The sequence below is a fragment of the Pseudomonas sp. GW823-FHT01D03 genome (assembly GCF_058798255.1).
In genome coordinates this window covers 5,529,670-5,543,218 of sequence record NZ_JBXAKK010000001.1, presented here as the reverse complement: position 1 = coordinate 5,543,218, position 13,549 = coordinate 5,529,670, and the positions used below count along the sequence as shown (strand labels likewise).

11 protein-coding genes are annotated in these 13,549 nt (G+C 60.6%); 5 read left to right on the top strand and 6 right to left on the bottom strand.

The window, feature by feature from the left end; genetic code table 11:
* Positions 1-183 precede the first annotated feature (183 nt).
* From AC1RBR_RS24635 to AC1RBR_RS24625, 3 genes are all read left to right on the top strand, one after another.
* Entirely contained in the window at positions 184-1,989 is a 1,806-nt protein-coding gene (locus tag AC1RBR_RS24635) for a phenylacyl-CoA dehydrogenase (protein WP_095137437.1), read from the top strand.
* A 192-nt stretch (positions 1,990-2,181) separates the two neighbouring features.
* Positions 2,182-3,471, top strand: coding sequence for a GGDEF domain-containing protein (locus AC1RBR_RS24630; RefSeq protein WP_123589028.1), 1,290 nt, complete (start codon positions 2,182-2,184; stop codon positions 3,469-3,471).
* Between the two features lie 189 nt (positions 3,472-3,660).
* On the top strand, positions 3,661-5,439 hold the full coding sequence (locus AC1RBR_RS24625; RefSeq protein ID WP_492566956.1) for an acyl-CoA dehydrogenase C-terminal domain-containing protein: 1,779 nt from the start codon (positions 3,661-3,663) through the stop codon (positions 5,437-5,439).
* Positions 5,440-5,666: 227 nt separating this feature from the next.
* On the opposite strand, the gene AC1RBR_RS24620 is transcribed toward AC1RBR_RS24625, so the two are convergent.
* Positions 5,667-6,596, bottom strand: coding sequence for a LysR family transcriptional regulator (locus AC1RBR_RS24620; RefSeq protein ID WP_204894173.1), 930 nt, complete (start codon positions 6,594-6,596; stop codon positions 5,667-5,669).
* Positions 6,597-6,765: 169 nt separating this feature from the next.
* On the opposite strand from AC1RBR_RS24620, the gene AC1RBR_RS24615 reads away from it, so the two are divergent.
* Together AC1RBR_RS24615 and AC1RBR_RS24610 are read left to right on the top strand one after the other, a co-directional pair.
* Positions 6,766-8,049 (top strand): aspartate aminotransferase family protein, encoded by a 1,284-nt coding sequence (locus AC1RBR_RS24615; RefSeq protein ID WP_492566955.1) that lies wholly within the window; start codon positions 6,766-6,768, stop codon positions 8,047-8,049.
* A 196-nt stretch (positions 8,050-8,245) separates the two neighbouring features.
* Positions 8,246-8,404, top strand: a complete 159-nt coding sequence (locus tag AC1RBR_RS24610) for a YqaE/Pmp3 family membrane protein (RefSeq protein WP_003228885.1) — start codon at positions 8,246-8,248, stop codon at positions 8,402-8,404.
* Between the two features lie 136 nt (positions 8,405-8,540).
* Here AC1RBR_RS24610 and AC1RBR_RS24605 read toward each other — a convergent pair whose 3' ends face one another.
* From AC1RBR_RS24605 to pqqB, 5 genes are all read right to left on the bottom strand, one after another.
* Complete coding sequence (locus AC1RBR_RS24605; RefSeq protein WP_492566953.1) at positions 8,541-10,352, bottom strand: S9 family peptidase; 1,812 nt, start codon at positions 10,350-10,352, stop codon at positions 8,541-8,543.
* Positions 10,318-11,490, bottom strand: coding sequence for a pyrroloquinoline quinone biosynthesis protein PqqE (gene pqqE / locus AC1RBR_RS24600; protein WP_492566952.1), 1,173 nt, complete (start codon positions 11,488-11,490; stop codon positions 10,318-10,320). The genes AC1RBR_RS24605 and pqqE overlap by 35 nt, the downstream gene beginning before the upstream one ends.
* Positions 11,462-11,737 carry a pyrroloquinoline quinone biosynthesis peptide chaperone PqqD gene (pqqD, locus tag AC1RBR_RS24595; RefSeq protein WP_492566951.1) on the bottom strand — a complete coding sequence of 92 codons (276 nt, stop codon included), beginning with the start codon at positions 11,735-11,737 and terminating at the stop codon, positions 11,462-11,464. The genes pqqE and pqqD overlap by 29 nt, the downstream gene beginning before the upstream one ends.
* Complete coding sequence (gene pqqC, locus AC1RBR_RS24590; protein WP_042606685.1) at positions 11,734-12,486, bottom strand: pyrroloquinoline-quinone synthase PqqC; 753 nt, start codon at positions 12,484-12,486, stop codon at positions 11,734-11,736. The genes pqqD and pqqC overlap by 4 nt, the downstream gene beginning before the upstream one ends.
* Positions 12,487-12,624: 138 nt before the next feature.
* The gene (gene pqqB / locus AC1RBR_RS24585; RefSeq protein WP_492566950.1) at positions 12,625-13,536 is read right to left on the bottom strand and encodes a pyrroloquinoline quinone biosynthesis protein PqqB; all 912 of its coding nucleotides are present in this window, start codon (positions 13,534-13,536) and stop codon (positions 12,625-12,627) included.
* Between the last annotated feature and the right edge of the window lie 13 nt (positions 13,537-13,549).

Here is a 13,549-nt window from a genome sequence, read left to right as displayed (position 1 = left end):
TGGCTCTGTGCAGTCCATGGCGTTTTGCTGCGTCCGGCGTTTGAAAAAAAGTCATGACGAACGGCAAAAGATCGACGCTTGACAAGATTTCGGCGTAAACGTATGTTTCAAACAACTGTTTGACCGTCACAACAAATCAACACGGTCGTTCATTCCCGGTTACATCAGCAGAGGTTTATCGCTATGCCTGACTACAAGGCCCCCTTGCGTGATATTCGCTTCGTTCGTGACGAACTGCTCGGCTACGAAGCGCACTATCAGAGCCTTCCAGCTTGCTCCGAAGCAACGCCGGACATGGTTGACGCCATTCTCGAAGAAGGCGCCAAGTTTTGTGAGCAGGTACTGGCACCGCTGAACCGCGTGGGCGACCTCGAAGGCTGCACCTGGAGCGAGTCCGGTGTGAAAACCCCGACTGGCTTCAAAGAAGCCTACAAGCAATTCGTCGAAGGCGGCTGGCCAAGCCTGGCGCACGACGTCGAGCACGGCGGTCAAGGCCTGCCGGAGTCGTTGGGTCTGGCTGTGAGCGAAATGGTCGGTGAAGCCAACTGGTCGTGGGGCATGTACCCAGGCCTGTCGCACGGCGCGATGAACACCATCTCCGAGCACGGCACCCCTGAGCAGCAAGAGGCCTATCTGACCAAACTGGTTTCCGGCGAATGGACCGGCACCATGTGTCTGACCGAACCGCACTGCGGCACCGACCTGGGCATGCTGCGCACCAAGGCCGAGCCTCAGGCTGATGGTTCTTACAAAGTTTCCGGGACCAAGATCTTCATCTCGGCCGGTGAACACGACATGGCCGACAACATCGTCCACATCGTATTGGCCCGTCTGCCGGATGCTCCGGCTGGCACCAAAGGCATTTCCCTGTTCATCGTTCCCAAGTTCCTGCCGAACGCCGATGGCACTATCGGTGCGCGCAACGCCGTGAGCTGCGGTTCGCTGGAACACAAGATGGGCATCCACGGCAACGCCACTTGCGTGATGAACTTCGACGGCGCCACCGGTTTCCTGATCGGCCCGGCGAACAAAGGCCTGAACTGCATGTTCACCTTCATGAACACCGCACGTCTGGGTACCGCGCTGCAAGGTCTGGCCCACGCCGAAATCGGCTTCCAGGGTGGCCTGAAATACGCTCGCGATCGTCTGCAAATGCGCTCCCTGACTGGCCCGAAAGCGCCGGACAAGGCCGCTGACCCGATCATCGTGCACCCTGACGTACGCCGTATGCTGCTGACCATGAAGGCATTCGCCGAAGGCAACCGTGCGATGGTGTACTTCACCGCCAAACAGGTCGACATCGTCAAATACGGCGTCGACGAAGAAGAGAAGAAGAAGGCCGACGCACTGCTGGCGTTCATGACGCCAATCGCCAAAGCGTTCATGACCGAAGTCGGTTTCGAAGCCGCCAACCACGGCGTACAGATCTACGGTGGCCACGGCTTCATCGCCGAGTGGGGCATGGAGCAGAACGTTCGCGACAGCCGCATTTCGATGCTGTACGAAGGCACCACCGGCATCCAGGCACTCGACCTGCTGGGCCGTAAAGTGCTGATGACCCAAGGCGAGGCTCTGAAAGGCTTCACCAAGATCGTTCACAAGTTCTGCCAGAACAACGAAGGCAACGAAGCCGTCAAAGAGTTCGTTGCACCGCTGGCTGCGCTGAACAAGGAATGGGGCGAGCTGACCATGAAGGTCGGTATGGCCGCCATGAAAGATCGCGAAGAAGTCGGCGCGGCCTCGGTGGATTACCTGATGTACTCCGGTTACGCCTGCCTGGCCTACTTCTGGGCCGACATGGCACGTTTGGCCGCCGAGAAGCTGGCAGAAGGCACCGGCGACGCCGCGTTCTACACCGCCAAGCTGCAAACCGCGCGCTTCTACTTCCAGCGCATCCTGCCGCGTACCCGTACCCACGTGGCCACCATGCTGTCGGGCGCCAACAACCTGATGGACATGAAAGAAGAAGACTTCGCACTGGGCTACTAAGCCTCAACGCGGTCTGACGAAAACCGCTGCTCCTTCGGGGGCAGCGGTTTTTTTGTTTCTGAATCGCTCAGCAACCCGGGTTTTCTGCCGTTACAGAGACTGCATGTGATCTGGATCACATTGTGTGTGCTTAACTGGCCACATTGCAGGCACAATGCCATCTCTTTGATATGACGGGTCGGAGCTTTACCCTTGCCGCGTTCTTCCGCTGTACGTTTCAGTCATTTCCTACCTTCACTGCTGTTGTTGCTTGCGGGGTTGGCGGCTGCGTACGTCAAAGACCTCAGCGTTTTCTTCACTTCGCTGTTCAACGTGCTGCCAACCCTGGTGCTGCTGTTGGGCGGCGCTTACTGTGCGGTTTACCGACGTCAGCGCGAACTGTTTCTGATGCTCACCGTGTACATCGCCTACTTTCTGCTCGACACCCAGACCGACTATTACCGCGACAACGGCAAGGTGCGCGAGGACGCTGCGGTGGTGTTCCACCTGGTCTGTCTGCTGCTGCCGTTGCTGTTTGGGCTGTTCGCCGCGTGGCAGGAACGCACGCATCTGTTTCAGGACATGGTGGCGCGTTTCGCCGTTTTGCTGGCCTTTGGCAGTGTCGCCCTCGGCCTTGAGCAGAGTTATCCCCAAGCGCTGCTGATGTGGCTCTCGGAAATCCGCTGGCCCGCGCTGCACGGCGCCTGGATGAGTCTGATCCAGCTCTCCTATCCGGTGTTCCTCTCGGCGTTCCTGCTGTTGGCCTGGCAATACTGGCGCAACCCACGTCCGTTGCATGCCGCGCAACTGGTCGGCCTGCTCGGGGTGTTCTGGATGCTGCCGAAAACCTTCATCCTGCCGTTCACCCTGAACATCATGTGCAGCCAGGTGATGTTGATGATTGCCGCTGCCGTGGCGCATGAGGCCTATCAAATGGCCTTCCGCGATGAACTCACCGGTCTGCCTGGGCGTCGTGCGCTCAATGAACGGATGCAGCGCCTGGGCCGCAATTATGTGCTGGCGATGAGCGACGTCGATCACTTCAAGAAATTCAACGACACCCACGGTCATGACGTCGGTGACCAAGTACTGCGGCTGGTCGCCAGCAAGCTGTCGAAAATCAGCGGTGGCGGTAGGGCGTATCGCTATGGGGGGGAAGAATTCGCCTTGGTGTTTGCGGGCAAAACCCTTGAGGAGTGCATGCCGCACCTGGAAGTCATTCGCGAGTCGATTGCTTCCTACAACATCCAGTTGCGCAATCAGGAAAGTCGTCCGCAGGACGACCAGCAGGGTCGCCAGCGTCGTAGCGGCAGCGGTGCTTCCAGTGTCTCGGTCACGGTCAGTATCGGCGTCGCCGAGCGCGTCGAACAGCGCACCCCGGAAGAAGTCCTCAAGTCTGCCGACCAGGCGTTGTACAGCGCCAAGGGCGCCGGGCGTAACTGCGTCATGGCGTTCGGACAGAACCGTCGCGGCGCGGTACGCATGGACAGCGCCGCTGGCTGACTCAAGCCACACGTCATCACTCAAAAGCCCGCTGATTGCGGGCTTTGTTTTATCTCTGAATGCTGGTGACCAAAAATAACAAATCAGTCACCGGTTGACCCTATGTGTCGCAAAAGTTGTTGAGGTACACTCGGCCTCAACGAAAACACTCTTCCACGAATCACCTGTTTAGATCTTGCGAGGTTTGCCATGGCTGACTACAAAGCGCCGCTGCGCGATATGCGCTTCGTCCTCAATGAAGTATTCGAAGTCGCCAAACTCTGGGCCGAACTGCCGGCCTTGGCCGAGACTGTCGATGCAGAAACCGTAGAAGCCATTCTCGAAGAAGCCGGCAAGGTCACCAGCAAAAGCATCGCGCCACTGAGCCGTGCGGCCGACGAAGAAGGCTGCCACTGGAAGGACGGTGCCGTCAGCACCCCGGCCGGTTTCCCACAGGCCTATCAGACTTACGCCGAAGGCGGTTGGGTCGGTGTCGGCGGCGATCCGGCCTACGGCGGCATGGGCATGCCCAAGGCTGTTTCGGCTCAAGTCGAAGAAATGGTCAACTCTGCCAGCCTGTCGTTCGGCCTGTATCCGATGCTGACCGCCGGCGCCTGTCTGTCGATCAACGCCCACGCCAGCGAAGAGCTGAAGGCCGCTTACCTGCCGAACATGTACGCCGGGATCTGGGCCGGTTCGATGTGCCTGACCGAGCCGCACGCCGGCACCGACCTGGGCATCATCCGCACCAAGGCCGAACCGCAGGCCGATGGTTCCTACAAGGTCAGCGGCACCAAGATTTTTATTACCGGCGGTGAGCACGATCTGACCGAGAACATCATCCACCTGGTGCTGGCGAAACTGCCGGACGCACCTGCAGGCCCGAAAGGCATTTCGCTGTTCCTGGTGCCGAAGTTCATGATCAATGCCGATGGCAGCCTGGGCGCGCGCAACCCGGCCAACTGCGGCTCGATCGAACACAAGATGGGCATCCAGGCATCCGCGACCTGCGTGATGAACTTCGACGAAGCCGTGGGTTATCTGGTCGGCGAGCCGAACAAGGGCCTGGCGGCGATGTTCACCATGATGAACTACGAGCGTCTGGGCGTCGGCATTCAAGGCCTGGCCAGCGGCGAGCGTTCCTATCAGAACGCCGTCGAATATGCGCGCGATCGTCTGCAGAGCCGTTCGCCGACCGGCGCGCAAAACAAGGACAAGGTTGCCGACCCGATCATCGTTCACCCGGACGTGCGTCGCATGCTGCTGACCATGAAAGCCTCGAACGAGGGCGGTCGCGCGTTCTCCACTTATGTGGCGATGCAACTCGACACCGCCAAGTTCAGCGAAGACGCCACCACCCGCAAACGCGCAGAAGATCTGGTCGCGCTGCTGACTCCGGTGGCCAAGGCATTCCTCACCGACCTGGGCCTGGAAACCACCGTCCACGGCCAGCAGATTTTCGGCGGCCACGGCTACATTCGCGAATGGGGTCAGGAGCAACTGGTGCGTGACGTGCGCATCACCCAGATCTACGAAGGCACCAACGGCATTCAGGCGCTGGACCTGGTCGGGCGCAAGATCGTCGGCAGCGGTGGCGCGTTCTACAAGCTGTTCGCCGACGAGATCCGCCACTTCACCGCGACCGCCAGCGCTGACCTGGGCGAATTCACCAAGCCGCTGAACGATGCCGTCAGCACCCTCGACGAGCTGACGGCGTGGCTGCTGGATCGGGCGAAAACCAATCCGAACGAAATCGGCGCCGCCTCGGTCGAATATTTGCAAGCGTTCGGCTACACCGCCTATGCCTACATGTGGGCACTGATGGCGAAAGCTGCGCTGGGCAAAGAGGCGCAGGACGATTTCTACGCCAGCAAGCTGGGCACCGCGCGCTTCTATTTCGCCCGTCTGCTGCCGCGCATCCACTCGTTGAGCGCGTCGGTGAAGGCGGGTAGCGAGTCGCTGTTCCTGCTGAATGCTGAGCAGTTCTGATGATGTAACGTCATGTAAGCATTCTCTTACATGACGTGCTGCTGTTCTCCCATAGGCGTAGATTGGATCCACAGCTAATCTACAACTCATGGACGTCGCGCAGGAAGCGCAAAGCAACAACACGGACACGTAGGATTCTGCCAGGGTGGCGGAGTGAAATGGATGTCAGGGAAACAGTCTGCAAAGCCCCGCTTCGGCGGGGTTTTCTTTTGTCTGCAGAAAAGTTTTCAGGCCAGCGGATCCAGTGACGGCGCGGCTTTCAGCGGTTTTTCTTCACGCTGAATCACTTCTTCCAGCAACGTGCGCAGCAACGCCAAAGACGCCTGCTGACGCTGCACGTCGCGGCACACCAGCCCTACCTTCAGCGGCACCCGTGGTTCGCTCAACGGCTTCCACAGCAGATCCTGCTCGTCGTATTCCCGCTGTGAACGCCCGGGCAGCACCGTCGCCAGTCTGGTGTGCGGCAGACTGTCGAGAATCCCCAGCATATTGTTCAGCTCGGCCTGCACTTGCGGGCGCCGACCCAGGCTGGTCAGTTGCGCCTGCCAGATCTGCCGGATCTGAAACTCTTCGCCCAGCAGCAACATTGGCAATTCCGCTGCCTGCCGCATCGAGACCTTCTTGAATTCGCGCAGGGGGTGATCCGCCGGGATGACCAGCGTCAGCTCATCTTCATACAGCATCACGCCATGCAGCCCCGGTTGGCGCGGCGGCAGGTAGCTGATGCCGATGTCCAGCGAGCCGTTGAGCAAACGGCGCTCGATCTCCAAGCCCGTCAGTTCATAAATCTGCACCACAAGATGCGGCTGCGCCTTGCGCACCCGTTCGAGCATTTGCGGCACGAGGCTGGTGTGTACGGTTTGCAGTACGCCGATCGCCAGTGTGCGCAAGGCCTGACCCTTGAAGTTGCCCAGCGCTTCCCGCGCCCGCTGCAAACCGTCGAGCAGTGGCAGGGCGTGGTTGTACAGCGTGTGCGCGGCAAGGGTCGGCAGCAGGCGTTTGCTGCTGCGCTCGAACAGCGTGACGTCGAGGTTCTGTTCGAGCTGGCGAATCTGCTGCGACAGCGCCGGTTGCGAGATCGACAGGCGTTCGGCCGCACGGCCGACATGGCCTTCTTCGTAGACCGCGACGAAATAACGCAGTTGTTTGAAATCCATAAGTAATGCTTATCGAAAATGCTGGTAAATCGAAATGGCCCGAAGCCGTCAGTGAGCCTAGTCTAACCGCAATCACAAGGCTTGCAGGGCCAGAGAGCGCGATGAATAGCGTTTGCTTCAACAGTGTTTGCATAGGCAGTTCAAAAAACCTCAAACAAGGTTTCTTGCAATGAATCTGTTCAGTTTGCGGCGCCAGGCGCCGAGTCTTGATGACCTCGCATTCGAGGCCAATCCCACTGATGCGGGCGAAAGCCTGAATGCCGAGCGGCTGATGCCCAGCGTGGAACGCCCGCAACAGGTGTTCGTTCGCGGTCAGGGCTCATGGCTGTGGGACAGCAACGACCGCGCTTATCTCGACTTCTCTCAGGCCGGCGGCGCCAACAGCCTCGGCCACAGCCCCTCGGCACTGGTCAAAGCCATCGCCAGTCAGGCTCAGGCGCTGATCAATCCCGGTTTCAATTTGCATAACCGCGGCATGCTCAGCCTTGCCGAGCGGTTGTGCGCCAGCACTTGCAGCGATCAGGCTTACCTGCTCAACAGCGGCAGCGAGGCCTGTGAAGCGGCGATCAAACTGGCGCGCAAATGGGGTCAACTGCATCGTGGCGGCGCCTCGCGGATCATTGTGGCCAAGCAAGGCTGTCACGGACGTAGTCTGGCGACGATTTCCGCGTCGGACAGTTGCAACCTGCACAACCGCTTCGCCCCGTCGCTGCCTGGTTTCGATCTGGTGCCGTTCAACGATTTGCCGGCGCTGCACGCAACTGTCGACGCGCAAACCGTGGCAATCATGCTCGAACCGATCCAGAGCGATGCCGGGGTGATTCCGGCCACCGAGCATTACCTCAAGGGCGTCGAGCGCCTGTGCCGTGAGCTGGGCATTCTGCTGATCCTTGACGAGGTTCAAACCGGCATCGGCCGCTGCGGCACTTTGCTCGCCGAACAGTCCTACGGCGTGCGCGCCGATATCGTCGTGCTCGGCAAGGGCCTCGGCGGCGGCGTTCCTCTGGCGGCCCTGCTGGCCCGAGGCAAGGCCTGCTGTTTTGACGCCGGTGAGCTGGGCGGCACTCATCACGGCAACGCGCTGATGACAGCGGCCGGTCTGGTGGTCCTCGACAGCGTGCAGGACCGGGCGTTTCTGCAGCAGGTCAACGACCACGGCCAGCACTTGCGCGAAGGCCTCGCGCGACTGGCGCACCGTTACGGTCACGGTGAGCTGCGTGGGCAAGGTCTGTTCTGGGGACTGAGCCTGTCAGAGGATTGCGCCGATGCTGTAGTCAAAGCCGCCTTGCATGAGGGCTTGCTGCTCAACGCGCCGCAAGCCAACTGCCTGCGTTTCACCCCGGCACTCACCGTCAGCAAGGCCAACATCGACGAAATGCTCCTGCGCCTGGCCCGCGCATTCTCGCGAGTGCGTACCGCGCAACTGCAATGCCGCAAAGGGATTGCCGTCTGAGCTGAAGTTTCCTGCCCGATTTGAAGAACCGTCTCGCGGTATAACGCACGCCTCACGCCTGATTCTTTTGGTGTGGGGCGTTTTTTTGTGCCCGATGGTGGCGATCAAATGGCGTTTGCACTGAACCCTGACGAACGGCGCAGGTCGATTAGCTTGTATGGCTCATGTGAGCCAACCCCCATTCAGGAGCTGACCCATGGATTTCATTCGTATCATCATCGCCATTCTGTTGCCGCCACTGGGCGTGTTTCTGCAGGTCGGGTTCGGCGGCGCGTTCTGGCTGAATATTCTGCTGACCCTGTGCGGTTATATCCCGGGGATCGTGCATGCGGTGTACATCATCGCCAAGCGCTGAGTATTGCTGAGGCAGATAAACAGCTATCGCGAGCGGGCTCACTCCTACAGGGGATGTGTGTTGTGAATACGGTCAACTGTAAGAGTGAGCCTGCTCGCGATAGGGGCACCGCTATTTTGAAATGTAAATGCGATGCTCAGTCCACCAACCCAATCACCCGCCGATAAAACTTCCATTCCTGCTCCAGCGCATGCGCCTGATTCACCGCCCGGCGAAAGCCATGGCGTTCCTCGGCGTAGTAATGCGCCTCGACCGGAATGCCGTTTTGCTCCAGCGCCGCGACCATGTCGCGGGTCTGTTGCGGGACGACGACGGCATCCAGCTCACCCTGAAAGAAAATCACCGGCACCCGGATGTTGCTCGCGTGCAGCAATGGTGTGCGCGCAGCGTAGCGTTCGGTGTCCTGTTCGGGATCGCCGATCAGCCAGTCCAGATAATCACCTTCAAACTTGTGGGTCGCCCGGGCCAGTGCCACCGGGTCGCTGACGCCATAGAGGCTGGCGCCCGCGCGGAACACCTGCTGAAACGCCAACGCGCACAACGTGGTGTAACCCCCGGCGCTGCCGCCACGGATGAAGGCGCGCTCGCCGTCGATCAGGCCCTGCTCGGCCAGATACGTCACCACTGCGCAGGCGTCTTCAACATCCACCTCGCCCCAACTCAGATGTAGCGCCTGACGGTATTCGCGGCCATAACCGCTGCTGCCGCGATAGTTGAGATCGGCGACGGCGAAGCCGCGTTGTGTCCAGTATTGAATACGCGGGTCAAGCATCGGATAACAGGCCGAGGTCGGGCCGCCGTGGATGAACACCACCAGCGGTGGTTGCGCATCGTCGTTCATCGCCGGATAAAAGAACCCGTGAGCCTCACCGCTGCCGCTCGGGTAGCGCAAGGTCTGCGGACGGCTGATGCGCTCCGCCGGCAGAGGTGCAACACCACCGGCCAGCACTTGCACCGAGCGGGTCGAGCGATCAATGGCGATGACAGCCGAGGGGCTGATCGGCGAGGCGGCGATGCAGTAGATGAATTGCCGATCCAGCGCCAGATGCCGGAAGCGGCTGTAATTGCCAGTGAAGTCTTCACCGTTGAGCGCCAGGCGACCAAAACCACCTTCGCTCCAACTCGCCAGAAACGAATCGCCCACCGGCATCCAGGTGCAGCCACCCATTTGCCACGGAGCGGGCGCATGATCGGCCTCGGCACAGGGCAGTCGCTGCAAACCGTCGGACGTTTCGCCCCACGGCTGCCAGAAACCGCCGCGATCAGTCAGGCACAACAGGCGTCCTTTCGCGTCAAATCGCGGTTGCTGGATCGACTCTTCAAGGTCAGCCCCCGCCACGCAATGCGCTGCGCCAAAGCCACCCTCAGCCAGACGCTCGGCGACCATCAATCGCGTAGACGTCCACGGCTGATGCGGCCGACTCCACTCGATCCACGCCAATCGCAAACCGTCCGGGCTGATAATCGGTGCCGCATAGAAATCCGCACCTTCAGCCAGCAAATGCCGGGTGCCGTCAGCCAGATCAATTGCTACCAGCCGATGCTGATCCTGTTGTTCCTCAACCGCCAGCAACTGGCCCAAAGCAAAATGCAAATCGCCATAACGACACTCGCCAGACGTCAGCGCCTCAGGCGCACCGTCCAGCGCCTGCCGATACAACTGCTGATCCGCCTCATTGACGAAAACCACTCCACCTGGCGTCAGACAAAACGCACCACCGCCATATTCGTACACCCGGCTACGCACACTGAAGCCATTCGGCGTCAGGCATTTCGCTACGCCGTCGCGCCAGTGCCAAATCCGGCACGCGGCATCTTCGGGGCGATATTCATTCCAGAACAAACCCTGGGCACCGAGTTGCAGTTCGGCGAAGTCCATGCCGGCGGCGACAGCCTGGGCGGCGCTGAAAGGTTCAGCCCTTGGCGATGAGGCGTGAGTTTCGTTCATTACGGAAGGCCAGTTGTTCGATGGTCTGGGTGGCGGTCCCGGCTTCTTCGCGGGCCTTGAGAATCACGCCGTGATGTTCGGACTTGCTGCACACCGGATCGGCATTGCTCGCGTCACCCGTAAGCATGAACGCCTGACAGCGGCAGCCGCCGAAGTCCTGTTCCTTTTCGTCGCAGGAGCGGCACGGCTCGGGCATCCAGTCGTAACCGCGAAAGCGATTGAAGCCGAACGAGTCGTACCAGATGTGCTGCATGCTGTGGTCGCGCACGTTGGGAAATTGTACCGGCAGCTGTCGGGCACCATGACAGGGCAGGGCGGTTCCGTCCGGAGTAACCGTCAGAAAGATGCTGCCCCAGCCGTTCATGCAGGCTTTCGGGCGTTCTTCATAGTAGTCCGGAGTGACGAAAATCAACTTGCACGGATGCCCTTCGGCTTCCAGTTTGGCGCGGTATTCGTTGGTGATACGTTCGGCACGCACCAGTTGTTCCTTGGTCGGTAACAGGCCGACACGGTTGAGCTGTGCCCAGCCGTAGAACTGGCAGGTGGCGAGTTCGACGAAGTCCGCTTCGAGCGCAATACACAGCTCGATGATGCGGTCGATCTTGTCGATGTTGTGCCGGTGGGTGACGAAGTTCAGCACCATCGGATAGCCGTGGGCCTTCACCGCGCGAGCCATTTCCAGTTTCTGCGCGAAGGCTTTTTTCGAGCCGGCGAGCAGGTTGTTCACTTGCTCGTCACTGGCCTGGAAACTGATCTGGATGTGATCGAGGCCGGCCTTCTTGAAGTCGCTGATCTTCTGCTCGGTCAGACCGATGCCGGAAGTGATCAGGTTGGTGTAGAACCCCAGCTGCCGCGCTTCGTGGATCAGCTCGGCGAGGTCCTGGCGCACCAGCGGTTCGCCACCGGAAAAGCCCAGTTGCGCCGCACCCATCTCCCGCGCCTCGCGAAATACCTTGATCCACTGCTCGGTGCTCAGCTCTTTGCCCTGCTCGGCGAAATCCAGCGGGTTGGAACAGTACGGGCATTGCAGCGGGCAGCGGTAGGTCAGCTCGGCGAGCAGCCACAGCGGCAGGCCGACTTCGGGTTTTGGCGGTACTTGCACCGATGCCTCAGGCAAGTTCGATCCAGTGCTGCGCACGGGCAACCTCCATGAATTGCTCGATGTCGTCACCGAGCTCGGGCACGCCGGGGAACTGCTCGTCGAGTTTGGCGATGATCGCCGCGACATCGCGTTTACCGTCGATCAAACCGCCGATCAGCGCAGCGCTGTCGTTGAGCTTGATCATGCCCTCGGGGTAGAGCAGCACGTGACCTTTTTGCGCCGGTTCGTACTGGAAACGGTAGCCGGGACGCCAGGTCGGGATCTTGCTGCGATCAAAACTCATAAGGTGATTCCTTTGTGCCAGACCCGCTGCTCGGTGACGCTGTGATACGGCGGGCGGTTCAGTTCGTAAGCCATGCTCATGGCATCGAGCATGCTCCAAAGAATGTCCAGTTTGAACTGGAGAATTTCCAGCATGCGCTCCTGGCCTTCGCGGGTCTTGTAGTGCTCAAGCGTGATCGCCAGACCGTGCTCGACATCGCGCCGCGCTTGACCCAGGCGAGTGCGGAAATATTCGTAACCGGCCGGGTCGATCCACGGGTAATGCTGCGGCCAGCTGTCGAGACGCGATTGGTGGATCTGCGGCGCGAACAGTTCGGTCAGCGAGCTGCTGGCGGCTTCCTGCCAACTGGCGCGGCGGGCGAAGTTGACGTAGGCATCGACGGCGAAACGCACGCCGGGCAGCACCAGTTCCTGAGAGCGCAATTGATCCGGGTCGAGGCCGACCGCTTGCCCGAGGCGCAGCCAGGCTTCGATCCCGCCGTCTTCACCGGGGGCGCCGTCGTGGTCGAGCAGGCGTTGAATCCACTCGCGACGGATCTCGCGATCCGGGCAATTGGCGAGGATCGCTGCGTCTTTCAGGGGGATGTTCACCTGATAGTAGAAGCGGTTGGCGACCCAGCCCTGAATCTGCTCGCGGGTGGCACGGCCTTCATACATCGCCACGTGATACGGATGGTAGATGTGGTAATAGGCGCCTTTGGCGCGCAGGGCCGCTTCGAATTCGGCGGGGGACAGCGGGGTGTCGGTCATTGCGGTTCTCCGGGGAACAACCGTTAAAATCCTGGGTGTCTGTGCGGACGTCTTCGCGAGCAAGCCCGCTCCCACATTGGAGCAGTGGTGTATACAAAACCCCTGTGGGAGCGGGCTTGCTCGCGAATACGCCATCCGCTACAGCACAATACTCATGCCATCAAACGCCACTTCAACATCACGCCGCGCCAGCTCCGCGCGCTCCGGCGAATCCTCATCGAGAATCGGGTTGGTGTTGTTGATGTGGATAAGCACCTTGCGTTGCTCGGGAAGCTGTTCCAGCACTTCGAGCATGCCGCCGGGGCCGTTCTGTGCCAAGTGGCCCATCTCGCGACCGGTGCGGGTGCCGACGCCACGGCGCTGCATTTCGTCGTCATCCCACAGCGTGCCGTCCACCAGCAGGCAATCACTGCCGGCCATGATCTCCAGCAATGGCGCATCAACCTTGCCCAGCCCCGGGGCGTAAAACAGTTTGCCCCCGGTGTTCAGGTCTTCGACGATCAGGCCGATGTTGTCGCCCGGGTGCGGGTCGAAACGGTGCGGCGAGTACGGCGGCGCCGCGCTGCGCAACGGCAGCGGGGTGAAGCGCAGGTTCGGGCAGGCCGCAACGGTGAAGCTCTGGTCGAGCTCGATGCGGTTCCAGTTCAGCCCGCCGTTCCAGTGGGTCAGCATTTTGAACAGCGGGAAACCGGTGCTCAGATCTTCGTGAACCATGTCCGTGCACCAGACCTGATGCGGGCAGCCTTCGCGCAGGCTGAGCAGGCCGGTGGTGTGGTCGATCTGGCTGTCCATCAGGATGATCGCGCTGATGCCGGTGTCACGCAGGGCGCGGCCCGGTTGCATCGGGGCGAAGCTCTGCAGTTGCGCGCGGATGTCCGGCGAAGCGTTGCACAGCACCCAGTTCACGCCGTCATCGGAAATCGCGATGGACGATTGGGTGCGGGCCTTGGCATTCAGGCTGCCGTCGCGAAAGCCTGCGCAATTGACGCAGTTGCAGTTCCACTGCGGAAATCCGCCACCGGCGGCCGAACCCAGAATCTGGACGAACATGAACGCTCCCATC